Consider the following 21,256-nt stretch of genomic DNA (forward strand, 5'->3'; position numbering starts at 1 on the left):
TTGCCCCAGAAAAGACATGGTGACAAAACCATGTCTTTTTAACTTATATAATATGGAAATCCTGATTATCCTGCTGTTGATTTTGCTTAATGGAATTTTTTCCATGAGTGAGATTGCACTCGTTTCCTCCCGGAAATTCAAGCTGGAGAATGCTGCCCGCAAGGGAAATTCCAACGCCCGTAAAGCGCTGGAACTGGCAAACAACCCCAACACGTTTTTATCAACCGTTCAAATTGGCATTACCCTCATTGGTATTTTGACCGGTATTTATAGTGGCGAGAAGATCCAGGACAACCTGCGCCTGGCCATTGAAAAAATTGAGTGGCTGAAAGCCTATTCCCAAACAATATCAGTGGCTGTGATCGTTGTGGTGATCACCTTTTTCTCTATTGTTTTTGGCGAATTGATCCCCAAACGCATTGGGTTGATGTTTCCTGAAACCATCGCTTCTTTTGTGGCCGCCCCCATGACCGTCATTTCTATTATTACCAAACCCTTCATCTGGTTACTCACCAAAACAAATGATATCTTCCTGGGCATCTTTGGCCTCAAAGAGCAAAAAGAAGTAATTGTAAGTGAAGAAGAAATAAAGGCCATTGTACAGGAAAGCGCTGAAAGCGGAGAAATTCAGCAGATTGAACAAACCATAGTGGAAAGGGTTTTTGCCCTGGGCGACAGAAAGGTGAATGAGTTGATGACGCATCGCAACGACCTGCTATGTTTCAACATCACCGATAACCTGGCGGCAGTAAAAGAAAAAGCGCAAAGCGAAGCCCACTCCGTATATCCTGTTTATAAACAAACAATGGATAACATGGTAGGTGTGGTGTCGGTAAAAGATATTTTTCCAAAAGATTTTACAGCCAGCAAATTTGACCTGGCCAACTTTTTACGGCTGCCGGTAATGGTACCCGAATCGACGCCTGCCTATAAGGTGTTGGAAAAATTCAAAGAGAGCAAGATGCATTATGCTTTTGTACTCGATGAATATGGAACGGTGATAGGCATGGTGAGCATGGACGACATTCTCGATGCCCTCATTGGTGATGTAACCGAATACAACCAGCAGGAATTCCAGATCCTTCAACGGGATGACAACAGCTGGCTGGCAGACGGCGGTTACCCCTATTTTGAATTTTTGAATTATTTCCATTTGCAGAACCGGGAACTGGAAGAAGGCGAGTACAATACTTTAGCCGGATTAATTTTACATGTGACCGGTTATATTCCCAAAACCGGCGAAATCATAAAATGGAACGAGTTTGAATTTGAGGTAATTGACCTGGATGGTCCAAAGATTGATAAGGTCCTGATTAGAAAGAAATAAAACGTTGAGCTGACATTATATTTTTACGGCTTGTTAAAAAAATATTTTGATTATTCATTAAACGCCGTAGTTTAGCCGCGTTGTTCGTGGAATATAAAACCTTTAGGCCTGTAAATTAAACGCTGAATACCCTTGTCATTTCAACCTGAATACCCTGAGATCGATCTACTGAAGCTGGTTGCTGAAGGTGACAGAAATGCATTTACCCAGATTTATAATAATTACCGCAATAAGATTTACTCCATCGCCTACGAGCTCACCGAATCAACCGGCGTATCGGAAGAAATTGTGCAGGATGTTTTCTTAAAGATCTGGGTAAAAAGGGAAACGCTCAATGAAGTGGAGCATTTCAAAGCCTACCTGTTTACGATCACCCGTAATTATGTATTTGCAGCCCTGAAAAAAATTGCCCGCAGGGAAAGCCTGGAAGTCAGCGCCATGGAAGGTGCACCGCTGTATCACCACGATACTGAAGACCAGGTGCAAAACAACGAATACACCCGCATTTTACAAGCCGCCATCGACCGCCTGCCCGAACAACAAAAGCAGGTGTACAACCTCGTAAAAAAAGAAGGCCTGAAAAGGGAAGAAGCCGCCGCCGCACTGCAGCTGTCGCCCGAAACTGTAAAGACGCACCTGGCTGCTGCCATGCGCAGCATCAGGACCTATTGCCTCACCCGCCTTGATGTTACCATTGCGTTGATCATTCTGATGCGTCACTATTAATCAGCTGATACTCACTGTGGTCTTTCCAATTCAAAAATATTTCTAAAATTTTTTCACCCGGACTCACCCAAAGGGTTTTGTACTGCACTCTCTATATGTACAAGTGGCCCAAGTGTAAGACCGGTCAAAACACCCAACTGTAGATTATGGCTTCAAAGCTGGAATATTTATTAAACAGGTACGCTGATAAAACAGCAACACCAGCCGAAAAGGAAGAACTGATGCGTTTGTTGCAGGAGAACAGCAACGACGTAACGGTGCAGCATGTGATAGATAAAATGATTGCTGAACGTCCTGTAACGCATGAGATGTCTGAAAAAACGGCCCAGGCTGTATTACAGGCAATCTTTGAAGCCGATGAAACTCCCGTGGTTACTCTGGAAACAACCCCGGTACGCCGCATGCCTTACTGGCGCATAGCAGCCGCAGCAGTAGTGTTGCTGATGGTTACAGCTGCCGGCCTGGTGTGGATGAATTATAATTCAAAAACACAGGTGGCAGTTAAGATAAAGAATGATGTGGCGCCTGGTGGCAATAAAGCGGTGTTGACGTTGGCGGATGGCAGCACGATTGTGCTGGACAATGAGAAGAACGGGGTAGTAGCGCAGGAGGGAAATGCAAAGGTGGTAAAGCTGAAGAACGGACAATTGGTATATGCAAAGGCCGATGCTGGATCAGTAGACGCCAATGCACCGGTAACGTATAATACTCTGTCAACCCCAAAGGGTGGTCAGTATAACATTGAATTACCCGATGGCAGTAAAGTGTGGTTGAATGCGGCTTCGTCTATCACCTACCCCACCGCCTTTGATGCAAAAGAAAGAAAAGTGCAGGTTACCGGTGAAGCTTATTTTGAAGTTGCCAAGTTAGTGACGGTGAAAGATGGCAAACGTGTACCGTTTTTGGTTGATATCAAAAACAAAACAACTGGTAAAGATCTGGGACAGGTGCAGGTGTTAGGTACGCATTTTAACATCAATGCCTATGATGATGAGGATGTAGTGAAAACAACGTTGCTCGAAGGCTCAGTGAAATTCTCGGCAATCGGTCCCGGCTCAGCCGGGAGCAAATCGGCAATTTTAAAGCCTGGTGAACAGGTATCGGCTTCCCACTCATCTCAGTTATCCCAACCCATCCCGGTTCAGACAGATGAGGTAATGGCCTGGAAAAATGGAGTATTTCACTTTGAAAATGCCGATATAAAAACAGTGATGCGGCAGGTGTCGCGCTGGTACGATGTGGAAGTAGTATATAAAAGAAGCCTTGATAATGATGATCCTTTATTCTTTGAAGTAACACGAAACACCAATTTGAGCGACGTATTACGGGTGTTGAACCTGGCGGGTGGCGCCAGATACACCATTCAGGATAAAAAGATCATTGTCCAATAATATAACGCAGTTCGATTTACCCTAATTAAAACATTGGAATCTCCCATGAAAATCTTTACACAAATAAGGAAAGGGATCGTCATGCCCAAAATGCTCATCGCAGTATTATGCTTGATGGTCCTGTTTACTCAAACGGCTTCGGCGCAACGCGTGTTCGCGCATCCTGGCATCAGCCACAAACGTTCCGACCTTGATCGTATGAAGTACATGGTGCAGGCAGGCAAAGAACCCTGGAAAACCTCTTTCACCAACTTTACCAAGAACCCATACGCCAGTGCTACATATGTAGTACAGGGCGACCCAAGTATAACCATCCTGGTGGTAAATTCAACCGACGCCGGCTACAATTACGAAAAGTTCAAGTACGATGCACTGGCTGCTTATTACAATGCCATCATGTGGTATATTACCGGCAATGATAAAAATGCGCAGAAAGCAGTACAGATCTTCAATGCATGGGTGAACCTCAAAAATATTAATTCTGGTGGAACGCAGGCGCTGGATGCAGGCCGGGTGATCTGGAAAATGCTGGAAGGCGCCGAGATCATTAAAAGTACCTACACCGGCTGGTCCACCAGCGATATTACAAAGTTTAAGTCAATGCTGGTATATCCTGGATATTCACAAACACAGGAACCAACAGCCGCTATCAATTCAGAAAATGTTACTTTTTACTGGTACATGTACAATGGCGACCCCGGTCGTCATGGCAACCAGGGCCTTTTTGCCATGCGCGGTATTATGGCGATGGGAATTTTTATGGATAATGAAGTGATGTACGATCGCGCACTGCGCTATTTAACCGGTCAACCCCACCGGGCAGATGATTTGCCTTATCCGCCCGGCCCCCGCTCAACAGGCGCAAGCCCTTCTTATACCAACGATTATTATGACGAGTATACTCCTACTTCTACAGTAGGTATAACTCCAGACTATGGTTACAATGAAACTATAGCCAACTACATCTGGGAAAATGGTCAGCCCCAGGAAGCATCCAGAGACCAGTCGCATACTGTTACAGGTGTAGCTATCATCAACACCCTGTGTGAGATGGCCTGGAACCAGGGTAACGATATGTATAGTTACCTCGATTACCGCCCATTGCTGGGTATCGAGTTTGGCATGCGCTACAATGCATCGCTCAACTATCCATTCCCCGATCAGCCAGCACCGTGGGAGCCTACTGCCGCCAGTGGTGAGTTCATTCAACGCAGAGACCGCAGTGGCCGCTGGTTCAGCAAAGCGATAAACCCTTATTCAGAAAAAGACCTGACCCGGTTATTAAGAGGCACCAATTTCAAATTCAGCGAATATCCTTTCCATGAAATGGTGTTGGCCCACTACCGCGACCGGGTTGGTTTAAATCCCGACAGATACAAATGGTTACAACGGGTGTACGATATTTCAACCAGAGAGTCAGGTGTTGAAGGACAGGGTTTCCAGGTTGACTTCCCTGGTTGGGGTGGGTTGACCTTCCACAGAGCGGCTAACTGTCCTGGTGATCCCGTTGAATATGTAAATGGCCAGCCCGTTTACAGAATGAACCTGGTGCCCGGTAAAATTGAAGCGGAAAACTTTGACCACTTCACTGCCGATGGACAAGGTAAAGTATACAATGATAAAACAACTGCCAATACCGGCGGTCAGTACAGAACCAGTGAAGCCGTAGATATCACTACCTGTTCAGAAGGCGGCTACGCATTAACCGGTTTGGAAAGTGGCGAGTGGGTTAATTATACAATAGCAGTTCCCCAGGCAGGTACTTATAAATTGAAAATGCGTTATTCGGCTGTTGCAGCAAATGGTGCTTTGAAAGTGGAGTTTGATGGCACAGACAGAACCGGTGCGTTTGGTGTGCCTTATGGCAGTGTGTTCTCAACAGGCGCCGATGACTGGCGCGAGATCACCGTGGGGTCAGCCTTCACCCTGCAGGCCGGTGTGCAAAGCATGCGTGTACTGATTGGTGGTACCAGCAATGCATTCAACATTAACAATTTCACCCTGGTATATGTAGGCAGCCTGCAGGCGCAAACGATCAACTTTGGTAATATTCCGGTAAAGAAAATGAGTGACCTCGAGTTTGATCCGGGCGCTACTGCTTCTTCAGGTTTGCCTGTTGCCTACACCAGTTCAAACCCGGCTGTTGCAACCATTGTAAATGGTAAAGTTCATATCATTGGTTCAGGTGTGGTAACCATTACGGCAGTTCAACCTGGTGATGATAACTATGCGGCCGCAGCCAACGTAGCCCAAACATTAACCATCACGGGCATTGCAGCCGGCGACTATATGTCAACGGGAAATATGGCCTGGAATGGTGGTACCTGGAACATCTCCGATGGAAATGGCGGAATAAGTGGCACCACCACTACGGCGCCCACCAGTGGTATCAATGTGCATATAATGCCGGGACATACCGTCACCCTCGCCACTACGGCGGGGGTCAGTAAAAATCTTACAGTTTACACCGGAGCTACCTTGTTACAACAGGTAGCTCTTACGGTTTCTGGATTAACCGTTATCAGCGGAACAGAAACCATGTCAAATACCCTTACTGTAAATGATTTCAGTATTACCGATTCCGGAGTAGTAGCATCATTGACAGCACCTGCCGGTAGTGTACAAAGCCTGATCACCAACAAGGCCACAACCATTGCTGTCAATGGCCGGTTGGGTGCGCCTGCCGGTTCTGCTGTAGCCACTGTTGGGTCCGGTATCCGCATTTTTGTGAACGCTACAGGTACTACCACCTTTACCGGTGATGGGGTGGTGAACATTGCCCGCTTTTCCACCAACTCTGCCCAAAGCGGCGCCCAGGATATCGTGATCGATATAGACATGGAACTCCGTAACTATGCAGGTTCCTCAGTTGCCAGTCTTACCCTGCAAAACGGAAATAACGGAACAGGGATTAAATCCCTTACCATTAATGAAGGAAAAACGGTTACCCTGAATGGTGATAAGGGGCTGGGAGCTTTCCACGGACAATACGGCACCGGGTATGGCTTCAGTACCTATAATAATACGGGCGGCAGCATGACCTATAATATTAATGGAACACTCGATTGCTCCAATGCACAGTTTAACCTGCTTACCAATCAGCAGTCTGCAAACAATGAACTTACAGTGAATGTAAATGGTGTACTGAAACTCGGTTCTGCCGTACGGTTGTTCCGTTTTCTGGGAACACAAAAGATCAGTGTGAATGTAGGCGATACTGCTTTTGTAGATGGATCTTCCACCGCCTTGAACCTGAGCCCTGTCACCAGCGGCCAGAGTATAAACGGCAGTAACTTTACCGGCACTGCTGCTGTAGCAACAGGTTTGGGCGGCGTAACTTTTAACGCCAATAATCCCGTAGTGGGCACTTATTCATTTGCAGGTAGTGGTGGTTCGGGCTATGTGACGGCTCCGGCTGTATTGTTTACAGGCGGCACCTTGTCAACCAGCACAGCCCCAACTTATGCAGTGGCCAATCTTACCAATGGCGTTGTTACGGGTATAACCGTAATTTCAACTGGTACGTATAGCGTAAAACCAACCGGTTTGCAATTTGTAGGCGGGGGCGCACCAACACAATGGTTTGCCATGAAGGGTGATAATCAGTCGGGAACCTTCATCCGCCTTACAAATGCCGGTGTGGAAACGCCATTCTGGATCGGGGCTGGTGACAGCTATAACCCGGTAACCGTGAAACCTGCAACAGGTACGGTTTTTACTGCGAATGTAAAACAGGGAGGTCTGGTAGTAGGTGCAGCATATGAAAGCGCCGCTATCAACAAAAGCTGGAGTATTGAGCCAGCCATTGCTTCTGCTACAGACCTTACGTTTGGATACAATACTGCCGATGCCAATGCGCAATGTAATGTTGCCGCTGCTATGCGCCTGGTAACCGGTAACGCAGCCACACTTACGAACGTTCAGGCCGCACCCGCTACACCGGTAACTTCACCCTCAACCGGCTATCAGGTGAGTTTCGCCGGGACAAACAACTTCCCCGTATTTAATTTATTGAATACCGGGAAACAAACCATTTCATTCGGTCCGTTGCAACCTGTTATAGTAACAGATGCCGATTTTGACGGAGGCGCCACAAGCACCTCAGCTTTACCAATACAATATACCAGCTCCGACAGTTCCGTGGCTACTATTGTAAACGGTAAAATTCATATCGTATCAGCAGGTAAAGTAACCATCACTGCCTCGCAAAATGGTGATGTGTACTACCTGGGCGCCGACAGTGTTGCCAGCTTACTTACCATTAACAAGGCTTTCTTTGTTGATGGGGATAACGATGGGTTAGGTGCAGGCGCAGCCGTATTATTTACGCAGAATGATGCTCCGGCCGGTTACTCAGCCGACAGCACAGACTGTAACGATAATGACGCTGCCGTTCAGAAACCGCTGTTGTATTATGTAGATGCCGATCATGATGGCTTTGGTTCAAAAACGGCTGCTTCGTTTTGTTCCTCAACCCCGCCTGTTGGTTATGCAGCCAACAACCTGGATTGTGATGATACAAAATTATTGTATGCGGATAAGGATGGTGACGGATTGGGCTCGGGTGCTCCTGTAGCCTGTGGGGTAGCCAACAACACAGATTGCGACGACACCAACCCCGTTCAATTAACAGTTACCATCCCTGATGTATACATGATAGGGCCCGGTACTACCGGGAATAATACCATTTACGTTGGGTATGGTTCTTCTTCACTGCTGCTGGTAGCCAAACCTGCAGGTGGTACTGCTCCGTATAGCTACAAATGGAGCACGAACAAGAATACCCAGTCCATCACGGTTACCACAGCCGGTACCTACAGCGTAACCATCACCGACGCCAAAGGATGCAGCACTTCCACTTCGATCCGCATTGAATCTGTAGATGTAACATGCGGCCTCCAGGATGAAAAAGTGATGGTGTGCCACAATGGCCATAGCCAGTGCGTAGCACAATCGGCTGTAGCAAACCTCCTGAAAAATGGAGACAAACTGGGTTATTGCAACGATAATGATGCTGTCTCGGATATTACCGCTTATCCCAACCCGGTAATAGGCAATCATTTTGTAGTAAAAACACCAGATTATTTTATCAACAAGCAGATCACGGTAACCCTTACCGACCTGCTTGGTAAAGTAGTGTATCAAAAAACGGTAATGAATATTTCCGGTACTATAGATGTACAGCTTAACGGAAATGTTAAGTTGGGGATCTACGTGTTGAAAGTAAACAACATGGCAGTAACTAAATTGGTCATACTATAATTAAAAAGTAAGATTTCAAAAAGAAAGGGCCCCGACAGTATCGTCGGGGCCCTTTCTTTTTATTGATAATTTAATCTCCTGTCAGTAATAAACATATGCCGTTATACGTTGCCGGTATTTTAAATTATAATTATATAACCCATAAAGTGGATATCGGTATGCCACTAATTGGTTTTTGTATTATTTTTACCGCTAAGTATTTGGTCTTATTTGGAAGAAGTTGTAGTCCATACAGATGAAACATTACTCTCTCTGGTAGCCGATGATGACAAAGAAGCATTTACCATGCTGTATCGTCGTTATTGGGAATCGCTGTTTGCTACCGCCGCCAGAGCGCTTCGCTCAAAAACCGATGCTGCCGACCTGGTTCAGGATATTTTCCTTTCTATCTGGAACCGCCGCCACGATCTCCGGATCAACGGTTCGCTGGGGGCTTACCTGCATACCAGTGTCAGGTACAATGTCATAAAGTATATTGAAAAGAATATTACCCGCCGCGATTATCTTGTTCTGCTTACCGAGGTGCTTGTTCATTCTCAGCCACCCGATGCTGAATCGCAAATTCAAATAAAGGAATTGCAACACACCATTCAGTCGGCCGTTGAACAAATGCCGAAGAAAATGCGAGAAGTTTATCAGCTTAGCCGTAAACATCATCTGAGTCATAAAGAAATTGCCGAACGCCTCGACATTTCAGATGAAACAGTAAAGAAGCATATACAACATGCTTTGCAAATTATTAAAACAGCCATCAGTCTGAACGCTTCTACATTTGCGGTTTTGTTGCTGCAGTATTTGAAGTAGTAAGCGTAAAAATACGATTGTTTTTAACCGATCCGGGTAAGGTATGCCTGCGTCCCGGCTGCCGGCAAAAAAAAATATAATTTTTATACCCCCTCGGGTCTTTCTGCCGGACAGTATATACGTTGCCCGAATTTTTATATGCCAGATTATGAATCAAACACAGGCAACTGATCTATTAAATAGATACAGTAGCGGAAATTGTACGGTTGAAGAGCAGCAGCTTGTTGAAGCATGGTACCAGGAACTGGTAAATACCGGTGAGCTGGAATATGGAGAACGCGAAAAGGAATCAATTCAGGAAGCCATTGAAACAGGGTTACTGCAAAGTATCTCAACCGGGGAAGAACCTTATGCGGAGTTTCCGGAGTATGCCCCGGTTCGTCGAATGCACAGAACCTGGTGGGCTGCGGCTGCCATCCTGGTATGTTTATCAGGTACTGTCTTCTATTTGCTGAATAAAAGGGCATCAACAGAACTGGCGAAAGGTGAGTCAACATTAAAGAACGATATAGAGCCGGGCAGCAATAAAGCGGTGCTTACCCTGTCGAATGGCAAAACCATCCTGCTCGATGACGCCGCAAATGGGGTAGTGGCGCAGGAGGGAAAAGCAAAAGTGGTAAAATCCGGTGATGGAAAACTGGTGTATTCATCCGACAACAGTAGCCTGGAAGGCCCATTGTCGTATAATACGCTGGCGACTCCCCGCAAAGGACAATACCAGTTGCGGTTACCCGATGGAACAAAAGTGTGGTTGAACTCAGAATCTTCTATCCATTACCCCACCGGGTTCAGGGGCAAGGAAAGAAGAGTACAAATTACGGGCGAAGCCTATTTTGAAGTTACGCACGATAAAGAGATGCCCTTTGTTGTAGAAAAAGGGGATATGCAGGTGGAAGTGTTGGGCACCCACTTTGATGTAAATGCTTATAACGACGAAAGCGCCATTCGTACTACGTTGTTGCAGGGGAGCGTGAAGGTGAGAATCGGCAATTCCCGACAAGTCGGGACGGTCAGGCAATCGGCAATCGGCAATCAATCGGTGATATTGAAACCTGGCCAGCAGGTATCCCTATCCCAAACATCCCAGCTATCCCATCCCATCCCAGTTCAGACGGATGAGATAATGGCCTGGAAAAACGGTTTATTTCATTTTGAAAGTGCAGATATAAAAACGGTAATGCGACAGTTGGCAAGATGGTATGATGTAGATGTAGTTTATGAGGGGGCTGCTGTTAAGAATGATCCCTTGTTTGTTGAAATTTCAAGGAACACCAGATTATCAGATGTATTGAAAGTTTTGCAGGAGTCGGGAAGTGCGAAATTCACCATCCAGGGGAGAAAGATCATTGTTAAATAACCCCATCTAATATGTGTATCCTATTTGAGACCATCCCTGCAAAAAACAGGGAATTCAAAACCTATGAAAAAGGGCTCCATCGCAGTATGGAAGCCGGCGCCATACCATTGAGCGCCTACAACAAAAAACCTTACGCAAGCCTGGCTGCAACATATTCTTGCCCTGTGCAGCTGAACAACGATTCTTATTTAAAATATTGACGAAAGCAGCAGGTGCCCCTGTAATGCAGTTTGGTGCGGTATGTCCGTCACTGAATGAGCAATGGAGAAAGTATGCCTGAAAAAAACCGCCCCGACTGCAATCGGTGCGGTTGATAAAAATTCAGGCTAATGCAATAGAAGACTCTATATCCTTATTGTTAACCCAAAACAGCCCTGACTGCAACATCAGGGTGCTAAATCCAAATTTATGTATTTAATTCATTGCCTCCACCGCTATTTGCGGGAAATAAAGGTGGGGCGTAAAGAACTGATCGTAATGAATTACCTAACCATTTTTCTATTAGCCACCTGTTTACAGCTTTCAGCCGGCGTGTATGCCCAAAAGGTTACTTTGTCTGGTGAGAACATTTCCCTGAAATATGTCTTTAGTGAAATTAAAAAGCAAACCGGGTATACGTTTGTTTACAGAGAAGTTTTATTGCAACGTGCCGGAAAGGTTAACATAAATGTGCGCAACGCTTCTATTCAACAGGTACTTGATATTTGTTTCAGAAACCAACCGCTTTCCTATAGCATCATCAATAACAATATAGTTGTTGTAAAAGAAGCGGCGGTAGTAGCCCCGCCAGCAGTGGTGGCAGCGGAGAAACCGGTAATGGCGAAAGCCCCTCCAATAAAAATTACCGGGGTTATCTTGGCTGAAAACGGCACGCCGCTGCAAAACGCCAACGTAAGTGAAAAAGGGAAGTTGAATTCCGTTATCACAAAAACCGATGGTACGTTTACCATGATGGTAGAAGGGCCACAAGCAGTACTGGTTATCTCTTATGTAGGCTTCGATGATAAACTGGTGCCGGTCGGCGATCAAACGGAACTCATCATTAAATTAACCACTACCCAGTCGCCAATGGAAGAGCAGGTAGTAGTTGGTTATGGTACCTCAAAAAAAGCAACTGTTACCGGCGCCCTGGAACCAGTTGCCAATAAAACATTTGACAGCAGAGCGGTAACCAACCCCGCCCTCGCCTTACAAGGTACTACTCCTGGGTTGGTGATTACCAGAACATCTTCCCGCCCGGGTAATGAAGACCTGGTTATGCAGATCCGTGGCGCTACTTCTATCAATGGCGGATCACCCCTGATCGTTATCGATGGCGTGCCTGTTGCCAGCCAGAATGCGTTCTTTACCATGAACCCAGATGATATTGAATCAGTGAACGTGTTGAAAGACGGTATGGCCGCCATTTTCGGTAGCCGTGCGGCCAATGGCGTTATCCTGATCACTACCAAACGTGGTAAAGGCAAAACCAGGATCGATTATAATTTTAATGCGCGCATCAATACAATTGGTATCAAAACGCCTGCACCCAACATGCAGCAATATGCTACCATGTGGATAGATGCCAATAAAGAAGAAATAAAACCCAACTACTGGGGATGGGCATCGCTCGATAACCTGCAGAAAATGCAGAAGGGACAGGAAGGGATCTATCATACTGATAATTGGGGTGATGTTTTCATTGGTAATGCCAACCGTTTTGATGAATTATTCGCAACCCGCGTTTCTCAGCAACACACATTGGGTATTTCAGGGTCTACCGATAAAACAGCGTATCGGTTATCTGCCGGTTATGCCGATAACCAGGGACCCCTGGCTACCTCCTACGATGGCCGCAAGCAATATAACCTGCGCCTGAATTACGATTACAAACTGACCGAAAAGGTGAAGCTGCAAACAGGTGTAACCTATCAGAAAGATATTACATCCGGCCCTTCAAGTGGCCTGCGGATGGACCTGATCGCCTATGACCCGCCCTTTTTTCCAGCCAAAAACCCATATGGTGAATGGTATGCTAACTTCAATACAGCCGGTAACAGGAACTCCACTGCAGCAACTACCGATGGCGGAAGAGATATTAAAGCAAACGACCTGGTAAGGGTTGACATAAAAGGTACTGCCGAATTATATAAAGGACTGGAAGCGGAAGCCACAGCATCTATACAGTCAAATCAATTACGGTTGGATAATTACCAGCTTACCGTTCCTATGTATCAGTGGGATGGAACACCGGCTGAGGAAAAGATAAATCCTGAATCAAACATCCGGGCCGAATCTGACCAGACATTGTATCAGAACTACAGCGCTATCTTGAGATACACCAAAACATTTGGCGGCCATCGCATCATTGCCATGGGTGGTATCAATGCTGAGAAAAGCTCATTTAAAGGACTGTATGCTTATCGCACCAATATAGAATCAAATGGGGTGTATGATCTGAACGTAGCACCCAAAGATTACGTAGAAGGAAACGGCGGCCGTAACGAATGGGGTTTGTATTCCTATATCGGCCGTTTGAACTATAGCTTCAGAGGCAAATACCTGGTAGAGATGTTAGGACGCCGTGACGGATCATCACGTTTTGCCCCAGGGTATAAATGGTCGAACTTTTATGATGTTTCTGCAGGCTGGGTATTGACCAATGAAAATTTTATCAGGGACCTGAATTTGTACCTGCTGAATTACCTGAAGATCCGTGGCGGTTATGGGGTAATGGGTAACAACGTTAACATCGATCTGTACGATTATATTTCCAACGTGGTGATCGGTAACAGCATCTTTGGAAGCACCCCTGCCATTCAAAGCGCTGCCAGCCTGGCCCGTAATGGTCTTACTTCACCCGATCGTACCTGGGAGCAGGTGAAAATGGCGAACATAGGTGTTGACCTGGTGATGTTGAACAACCGCCTGAATGGCCGTTTTGATTATTATAAGAAAAAGAACGATGGCATGTTGATCAACGTAGTATATCCTGGTGTATTGGGTGGCGATGCTCCTCAAACAAACAGCGGGGTATTGGAAGTGAAAGGATGGGAAGCTATGCTGGGCTGGCACGATAAGATCGGGAAAGACTTCAGTTATAATGTTTCGGTTAATGTTTCCGACAGCCGCAACAAACTGGTGGCGTACGACGGCGCCATTCTGCCAACTCCCGGTTTGAACCAGGCAGTAATAGGCAGGCCCTTGAACTCCTGGTATATGTACAAAACAAGAGGCTTTTTGGCAGATCAGAAAACTGTTGACCTGTTTTACGATAAATATACTGCCATTGCACAAGGCAATATTCCTGCAAGAACTGATGACCAGGTGCTGCGTCCTGGCGATACCCGCAAAATGGATGTAAATAAAGACGGAGTTATTGACCAGAATGACGTAAGCTTCAAAGGTGATGCCGCTCCTCACTATACATTCGGATTGACCCTGGGCGCCTCCTGGAAAAACATTGACTTTACTGCATTTCTGCAGGGTGTAGGTCAGCAATATGTGGAACGCGATGGATGGTTAGCATATCCTTTCGTTACGCTCTGGTCTAACTTAAACCCTTCTTTCATCGGTAAAACCTGGACAGCAGAAAACCCCGGAGCCAAATATCCCCGGCTTACAATAGATGCTGACCGTTCAAAATGGAACTACCTGCATAATGACTTTATGTTGCAGAACAACCGGTATGTGCGTTTGAAAACATTGATTATAGGGTATACATTACCACAAACATTGAGTGCCCGGGCTCATCTTGAAAAAGTGAGGGTTTATTTCTCCGGGAACGACCTGTGGGAGTGGTCATCTATAAAAGATGGTTTCGATCCCGAACAGGGAGCCAACTCCGTATTGAATGGTTATCCATTTATGAGAACGTGGTCCTTTGGTGTTAACGTAGGTTTATAATCTAATATCTGATCAGCGAAAAACTATTATAATGAAAAAGTTGATAATTCCGGTTGCCTTTAGTGCTATGATCCTGGGTACTGTGGCATGCCAGAAAAAATTTATCGATCTGAAACCTGAAGACAGCTTAACGGAAACGCAGTACTTTAAAACACCCGACCAGTTCAAGTACGCTACCAATGAGATGTATGAAAAGATGATCAGCTGGCAGAAGATTGACGAGAGCAATATTTTCGAGTTCATGGACTTAGGTTCAGATCTTTGTGCAGATTTTCAGCTTCCACAAACAAACTACGGCCGGGGTATAGTGCCTGTTCCCGCCGATGATAAATACTGGAATAATGCCTATGCATATATCCGTGGTGTTAACATTGTACTTAAAAAGGCCGAAGAATATCCAGGCAAACAGGCAGAGATCGCCCAATACGTGGCAGCAGCCAAATTTTTCAGGGCCTGGCATCATTTCTTCCTGTTGAAGCGTTATGGCGGTGTGCCTATCATTACAACGGTACCAGATGTTAATGGTGAAGAATTGAAAGCGCCGCGTAACAGCCGTTATGAAGTGATTAACCAGATCCTGGCCGATTTAACAGATGCAATCAATGGCCTTCCCTCAGAACAGACAATTCCAAATGCCGATAAAGGACATTTGAGCAAATGGGCTGCAGAAGCTTTCAAGGCGCGGGTACTGTTGTACGAAGCCACCTGGCGCAAATACACCGGAACTTCTACCGATTTTGAAGGTTCTGCCGGACCAGCAGGTGACCAGGTGAGTGATTTTTTAACGCAGGCTGCTGCATTGGCAAAGGATGTAATGCAGAACGGTGGTTATAAACTATGGAATTATAACAGCACATTGGGCAACCGCAGCAGTTATTACCTGTTTAATATCGACGGTAACGCTTCAAATCCCCTTCGTCTGGATAAAACCACCAATAATGAATTTATTCTGAAAAGTATCTATGACCTTAATTTACGGCCGGGCGGTGTAAACCTCTCTCATACGGTTCAAACCTATATGATGCCTAACCGCAAAATGATGGACATGTTTTTGTGTGCCGATGGATTACCTGTGAACAAGAGCAAAGTTTTCCTGGGCTACCATACTGTAGACTCGGAATACCTGAACCGGGATTATCGTTTGCTGAGCTATGTGCTTGGAAAAGATAATGTCCCCGCCAAAGGTTCAATTACGCTGGATGGAGACCTGGGTTATACCAGTTATAAATTCTCTGCCTATAATTATCCCACTTACCGCGCCGATTTACAGGAATCGCAGGATTATCCACAGATCCGGTTGGCCGAAGTATACCTGATCTATGCAGAAGCATTGATGGAAAAGAATGGTTCAATAAGCGATGGAGATCTCAATTTGTCAATAAACCTGGTAAGAGCAAGAGCAGGGGTGGCCCCGCTTACCAACGCGCTGGCTACCGCCAATGGGTTGAATATGCTGGAAGAGATCAGACGGGAAAGGACCATTGAATTATTCGGCGAGAACTTCCGGTTCGATGACCTGAAACGCTGGGGTATTGCCGAACATGAATTGAATCAGAACGTATGTGGAATGGTAGTGGGAGATGCAACATATACCACCGAGTTCCGGGATGCCAGTGGTAAAGCCACCGCTAAATATATTCCACAAAAATATCCATACCAGGAAACTACGGTAACAACGGGCGCCGGCAATTTGAAAGTGATCATGCTGGACATTGCAGAGAACCGGAATTTTAAAAGAATGCATTATTTGCTGCCAATACCATTGAAGCAAATTCAACTGAATTCAAACCTGGTTCAAAACAACGATTATTAAAAGCAGCAGCCAATGGGCAATTGACATTGAGAGGAGCAAATACAATTTGTAGGCTCCTATCCAATCGGGAGATAGCAAATTGAATGTCGATTGCCTATTGCCTGCTGTTTTAACTGTAAACTGTTTAATCCATATATATGAAAATCAATTTTAAAAATATCCGGTTCATCCTGACCATACTGGTTTTAGGAGCTGTATATGCCGGTTGTAAAAAAGCCGACATCAAAATGTATTCGTATCCCGCGCCACAACCGAAGGGAATGGCCCCTAATGAAGGATACGCCGGTTTTGATACCGTAACCATCACTGGCTCTGAATTTGGTGATTATAAAAATGCGGTAAAGGTATTCTTCAATGGCGTTGCCGCAGATACGATATTGTCTTGTGAAGATGGGATAATTAAAGTGCTGGTGCCAAAAACCGGCATTTCAGGTAAGGTAAGCTTACAGGTTTGGACACATACAGTTGATTCAATAGGTTCATTCAACATAATTCAATCGCCGGAAGTTGATAACATGAGCCGCAGTTTATTGCTGGCAGGCGATACCGTGATCATCACCGGAAACGGTTTCGGAACTGACCTGGCGCAAATAAAAGTGAATTTTAATGGTCCGGATGCTACCATTACCACTTTATCAGATTCCCTTATAACTGCAATAGTTCCGGATGGCTTTAAATCAGGAAATCTTATTGTAACTGTTAGAAATCTTCCTGTTCAGGGGCCTGCATATGCTGCATTGAGCCCGGTACAGGACCCTATTTACTGGCTGCAATTTGAAGGTAACCTCACCGATAAAATGGGTGGAGCATCAGCAACCTATACATTCAAAGCCCCTGAAGGTAAGGATATGAGTTATGTTGCGGGTGAGGTAGGGCAGGCTGTAAAATTTGAAGGAACATATAACCAGGCAACAACGAACAACCAGTTTATGTCATTGCCAAAAGACATAACCAAACAAAAAGAGCTTACAGTTGCCTGCTGGATATATTGGATGAATGACTCCACCAACTGGGTACAGGAACCCATTTTTGACGCCGGCGCTGCAAGAGGTACCCGCTTGTGCTTAATGACCAGGATGAATACCGGTTTTGGTACCGGTTATCAGAATCTGATCGGCCGTCTGGCTTTTGAAAATGTGAAGGACGCTTCCGGTAATACCCTTTTTGGTACGCCGCCTACTTATTTTAATGCAGTAGGTAAAGCGCCACTGCCTAAAAAAGAATGGCATCATGTGGCAATGGTACTTTCACAGACCGATCATATCGAAAGAATTTTTATGGATGGAGTTGAGCAGGCGAATGTGGCGCTTACAACTGCTGCCGACCAAACCATTTTCACCCATTCAAAAGTGTATATCGGGGCGCCAACCAATGGTACTACCAAAGAACCGGCATTTGGTGGCATGATCGACGAATTCAAGGTGTTTAATTATGCGCTGACCACCGACCAGGTGTTTACGGAATATTATCGTTCCAGAAAGTAAAAGATCCGATTAACAAACAACAACCAGCAAATTCCCGATAATATCTATGAAACGACTTAGTGTATTTTTTGTTCCCGCTCTGTTGTTGAGTATATCAATGATTGATTGCTCAAAGAAGGGCGGCGAAGAACCAGATGACCTGGCTGATACCACTGGTTTGGTAACTATTAAATATATTGATACGTTGCCTGTTGGTACGCCCTTTAAACATCCCGGCACCCTGCATACTGCAGATGATTTCCTGCGCATCAGGGCTATGCTCGCCAGCGCCCAGGAACCCTGGTTATCTGGCTATAACAAGCTTATAGTTAACAAACATGCGCAATCAAACTATCCTATGCAAGGTCCCACCGTTAAGCTGATACGCGGTGGTGGCAGCCGGGAAGAACCCGATCCGGATAACTATTCAAAAGCTTTTAATGACGTAGCGGCTGCCTATCAACTGGCATTGCACTGGCGCATCTCAGATAGTACAGTCTTTGCCGATAAAGCTGTTTCCATTCTGAATGCCTGGGCAGCTACCTGTGATACATTAACCGGCGACCCCAACGTGTTCCTGGGTGCTGGTTTTTATGGCTATCAGTTTGCCGTAGCAGGTGAACTGTTGCTTGATTATCCTAATTGGAAGGCTGAAGACAAAGCCGCCTATAAACAGTGGATGATGACCGTGTTCTATCCAAAGAACCATTCATTTTTAAAGGAACACAATGGCGCCTGTATCGATCACTATTGGGCCAACTGGGACCTGGGTAACATTGCTTCCGTTATGGCAATCGGCATACTTACCGATAACCGTAACCTGTATAATGAAGCCGTGAATTACCTGCAAAGAGGTGGTGGAAATGGAAATCTGCGCAAGGCCATTTATTATGTACATAAAGATGAAGGGCTGGGACAGATCCAGGAAAGCGGCCGCGATCAGGGGCACGCTACACTGGTAATGGCCATGTTGGGTACCATATGTGAAATGGCCTGGAGCCAGGGCGATGACTTTTATGGATTTAATGACAACTCCGTGCTGAAAGCTTCGGAATACACCGCCAAATATAATGTGGCCATGTTGCCGGTACCATTTAAGCAATACGATTATCACGATTGTGATACCACCATTGCTCAAACAGTGATCAGTGATGTGGAAAGAGGTACTGTTCGCCCCATTTGGGCAGTGGTTTATAACCACTATGTAAAACGGAAAGGTATGACAGCGCCTTACACCCTCCTGGGAGTTAACACTACTTTCCCCGAAGGTGGTGGAGGTGATTACGGACCAAACAGCGGTGGTTTCGACCAGCTTGGTTTCGGTACCCTGATGTATTCAAGATAAACCAGATCAGATATAATATCAAAAAGGAAAAATCCAATATCCAAAGTCCAATATCCTAAAGTCCAGTATCCGTAAAATCCAGTATCCGGAGATCCAATATCCGCCGTTCCAATCCGGTACATTTTAATGGCTTCCCGTTGTAAGTCAGGAGACATGGGAAAATAGCTGTAAAGCCCCCAAATGCAACCTTGGGGGCTTTTTCGTTGCGTACCATAATACCGATCTGTGGCGGATAACAGGTCCCGTTGATAGAGGCTTTAGATGGTAACTTCGGTTGCACATCGGGTATTGCTGAAATGCTGGTGCAGTTGCACGATGGCTGTATTTATTGATTACCTGCCATCCCTGACCAATGGAAACAGGGAACCGTAAAAGGACTGATAGCCCGCAGTGGTTTTGTAATTGATAAGTGCTGGAAAAATGGTCAGATCACCGGGTTGAAGATCCAATCTATACTGGGCGGCAACTGCCGGTTAAGAGTTACCAGCGAATTAAGGTCAAAAGGCAACGTTACTTTAAAGACAGCAACAGGCAGCAATCCCAATCCATTATTTGTTATTGCCGATACTAAAAAGCCTTTTGTTTCAGAAAAAGCAGGTTTAAAAGGTATAAATGTAAATGCCGGCAAGCTGTATGATTTTAATACAACCGCCGGCACGAGTTATGAGTTTGCACAATAAATAAACCGCTTAACTAATCATTAACCAGGCCATGTATAATAAATACAGCTTTGCCCGCCGAAGCTGTAGCGTAGGCTGGCTTTGTTATTTCAAGCGCACATACTTTTCAATGTTCAATCTATTAATGTTTGTGCCTTCTACTTTTTCTACACCCTGTTGAATCAGGGTGTCGTTCTTTATGGTAACGGTAAATTGAAAATCATTGTTCTCCCACTGGCGATCACTGCAATATTCCAGGTGCTCGGTGTAAACACTGTCTTTTATCGAGTATTTACCACCGCCTGCAGAAAACAGCGCAGCCGCGGAATCTTTGCCTTTATTTAAGTCATGGCTCATAAAAGCAAAGTGTGTGTCGTTAATGATTTTGATGAATTGTTTGTTACCGGTGTAATCAGTAACAGTGGTAACACCTTTCTCAGTTAATGACCCGGACAATAATTTCCAGGTTCCAGCGATAGGTAAAGGAGCTTTTTTTGTTGCGCAGGATGCAAAAAGAAGCGACGAAATAAGTGTATTAACTACAGCAATCGATTTCATGAGGATGGTTATTTATTTAAAAATAACAGTTATTAAAATAACATTAGAAAAATATTAAAAAACAAGGCAGTTTTTTCTTATCTTAGAAAGATCCTACCTGCTTGTCATTAATGAAATGTTATTGCGCCTCATAAGTGATTAAATCTTGCCATGAATTGTTTGCTGGTTTTCATTTTACAGTTAATTTTACGACTCTTGCCATCAAACTGACCATCAACATTTATTATTTGTAGCCAAGATCATGAAAGGGTTGCTCAAATTTGTTCTATTATTATGTATTCTCTTATTGGCAGGAAATGCACATACGACTCATCCTCGTATAGGTTTCTTTCCAGGGAATACTTTTGAGCCAACAGTACCGGGTAATTTTTCAAAAGAACACAATGACCGGCTACTAAGCAGCAATGCGCCCATAAACAGAAAGCGCTCCCACGATAAACTAAAGGCTACAGAAGTTGATGATGATGACGATCTGCGTCCTTCCAGAAGGAATGCCGGGTCTATCTGTATCTCCTTTTTATATACAGAAGCATCAGACTACATAACTCTTTTCCGTAAAAGCAGTTTGCCTTTTTGCGAACACTTTTCTTTGACCTCTTCCTTTAAGTTCATCATCCTCCGGGTGATCAGGATCTGATTCAGAGTTCTTTACAGTCATAGGACTGC

At 45.1% G+C, this 21,256-nt stretch carries 14 protein-coding genes; 13 read left to right on the forward strand and 1 reads right to left on the reverse strand.

What is annotated here, in order from left to right:
* Positions 1–52: 52 nt before the first annotated feature.
* The 12 genes from NIAKO_RS35130 (at position 53) to NIAKO_RS35185 (ending at position 20,053) form a co-directional block, all read left to right on the forward strand.
* Positions 53–1,327, forward strand: coding sequence for a hemolysin family protein (locus NIAKO_RS35130; RefSeq protein ID WP_014223267.1), 1,275 nt, complete (start codon positions 53–55; stop codon positions 1,325–1,327).
* 132 nt (positions 1,328–1,459) lie between these two features.
* Positions 1,460–2,053 carry an RNA polymerase sigma factor gene (locus NIAKO_RS35135; protein WP_014223268.1) on the forward strand — a complete coding sequence of 198 codons (594 nt, stop codon included), beginning with the start codon at positions 1,460–1,462 and terminating at the stop codon, positions 2,051–2,053.
* Positions 2,054–2,199: 146 nt separating this feature from the next.
* The gene (locus NIAKO_RS35140) at positions 2,200–3,444 is read left to right on the forward strand and encodes a FecR family protein (protein WP_014223269.1); all 1,245 of its coding nucleotides are present in this window, start codon (positions 2,200–2,202) and stop codon (positions 3,442–3,444) included.
* Positions 3,445–3,489: 45 nt separating this feature from the next.
* Positions 3,490–8,706: a carbohydrate-binding domain-containing protein gene (locus NIAKO_RS37510; RefSeq protein ID WP_014223270.1), complete on the forward strand. Its 5,217-nt coding sequence runs from the start codon at positions 3,490–3,492 to the stop codon at positions 8,704–8,706.
* Positions 8,707–8,916: 210 nt separating this feature from the next.
* The gene (locus tag NIAKO_RS35150; RefSeq protein WP_014223271.1) at positions 8,917–9,510 is read left to right on the forward strand and encodes an RNA polymerase sigma factor; all 594 of its coding nucleotides are present in this window, start codon (positions 8,917–8,919) and stop codon (positions 9,508–9,510) included.
* Positions 9,511–9,658: 148 nt separating this feature from the next.
* The gene (locus NIAKO_RS35155; protein WP_041349935.1) at positions 9,659–10,867 is read left to right on the forward strand and encodes a FecR family protein; all 1,209 of its coding nucleotides are present in this window, start codon (positions 9,659–9,661) and stop codon (positions 10,865–10,867) included.
* Positions 10,868–10,878: 11 nt separating this feature from the next.
* Positions 10,879–11,067: a hypothetical protein gene (locus NIAKO_RS35160; protein ID WP_014223273.1), complete on the forward strand. Its 189-nt coding sequence runs from the start codon at positions 10,879–10,881 to the stop codon at positions 11,065–11,067.
* A 208-nt stretch (positions 11,068–11,275) separates the two neighbouring features.
* Positions 11,276–14,752: a TonB-dependent receptor gene (locus NIAKO_RS35165; RefSeq protein ID WP_014223274.1), complete on the forward strand. Its 3,477-nt coding sequence runs from the start codon at positions 11,276–11,278 to the stop codon at positions 14,750–14,752.
* 31 nt (positions 14,753–14,783) lie between these two features.
* Entirely contained in the window at positions 14,784–16,565 is a 1,782-nt protein-coding gene (locus NIAKO_RS35170; RefSeq protein ID WP_014223275.1) for a RagB/SusD family nutrient uptake outer membrane protein, read from the forward strand.
* 137 nt (positions 16,566–16,702) lie between these two features.
* Positions 16,703–18,049, forward strand: a complete 1,347-nt coding sequence (locus NIAKO_RS35175) for a LamG-like jellyroll fold domain-containing protein (RefSeq protein WP_014223276.1) — start codon at positions 16,703–16,705, stop codon at positions 18,047–18,049.
* A gap of 46 nt (positions 18,050–18,095) precedes the next feature.
* Positions 18,096–19,373, forward strand: coding sequence for an alginate lyase family protein (locus NIAKO_RS35180; RefSeq protein ID WP_014223277.1), 1,278 nt, complete (start codon positions 18,096–18,098; stop codon positions 19,371–19,373).
* Positions 19,374–19,753: 380 nt separating this feature from the next.
* Positions 19,754–20,053 carry a glycoside hydrolase family 95-like protein gene (locus NIAKO_RS35185; RefSeq protein ID WP_394365454.1) on the forward strand — a complete coding sequence of 100 codons (300 nt, stop codon included), beginning with the start codon at positions 19,754–19,756 and terminating at the stop codon, positions 20,051–20,053.
* An 84-nt stretch (positions 20,054–20,137) separates the two neighbouring features.
* On the opposite strand, the gene NIAKO_RS35190 is transcribed toward NIAKO_RS35185, so the two are convergent.
* Complete coding sequence (locus tag NIAKO_RS35190) at positions 20,138–20,590, reverse strand: lipocalin-like domain-containing protein (protein WP_014223278.1); 453 nt, start codon at positions 20,588–20,590, stop codon at positions 20,138–20,140.
* A gap of 241 nt (positions 20,591–20,831) precedes the next feature.
* Here NIAKO_RS35190 and NIAKO_RS38890 point away from each other — a divergent pair, with 241 nt between their 5' ends.
* Entirely contained in the window at positions 20,832–21,227 is a 396-nt protein-coding gene (locus NIAKO_RS38890) for a hypothetical protein (RefSeq protein ID WP_133055245.1), read from the forward strand.
* Positions 21,228–21,256 lie beyond the last annotated feature (29 nt).

The sequence above is a fragment of the Niastella koreensis GR20-10 genome, assembly GCF_000246855.1.
GTDB lineage: Bacteria > Bacteroidota > Bacteroidia > Chitinophagales > Chitinophagaceae > Niastella > Niastella koreensis.

Coding starts and splice junctions, on each gene's coding strand:
- NIAKO_RS35130 (WP_014223267.1), top strand. CDS start 53: ATGGAAATCCTGATTATCCTGCTGTTGATTTTGCTTAATGGAATTTTT.
- NIAKO_RS35140 (WP_014223269.1), top strand. CDS start 2,200: ATGGCTTCAAAGCTGGAATATTTATTAAACAGGTACGCTGATAAAACA.
- NIAKO_RS37510 (WP_014223270.1), top strand. CDS start 3,490: ATGAAAATCTTTACACAAATAAGGAAAGGGATCGTCATGCCCAAAATG.
- NIAKO_RS35155 (WP_041349935.1), top strand. CDS start 9,659: ATGAATCAAACACAGGCAACTGATCTATTAAATAGATACAGTAGCGGA.
- NIAKO_RS35160 (WP_014223273.1), top strand. CDS start 10,879: ATGTGTATCCTATTTGAGACCATCCCTGCAAAAAACAGGGAATTCAAA.
- NIAKO_RS35165 (WP_014223274.1), top strand. CDS start 11,276: ATGTATTTAATTCATTGCCTCCACCGCTATTTGCGGGAAATAAAGGTG.
- NIAKO_RS35170 (WP_014223275.1), top strand. CDS start 14,784: ATGAAAAAGTTGATAATTCCGGTTGCCTTTAGTGCTATGATCCTGGGT.
- NIAKO_RS35175 (WP_014223276.1), top strand. CDS start 16,703: ATGAAAATCAATTTTAAAAATATCCGGTTCATCCTGACCATACTGGTT.
- NIAKO_RS35180 (WP_014223277.1), top strand. CDS start 18,096: ATGAAACGACTTAGTGTATTTTTTGTTCCCGCTCTGTTGTTGAGTATA.
- NIAKO_RS35190 (WP_014223278.1), bottom strand. CDS start 20,590: ATGAAATCGATTGCTGTAGTTAATACACTTATTTCGTCGCTTCTTTTT.
- NIAKO_RS38890 (WP_133055245.1), top strand. CDS start 20,832: ATGAAAGGGTTGCTCAAATTTGTTCTATTATTATGTATTCTCTTATTG.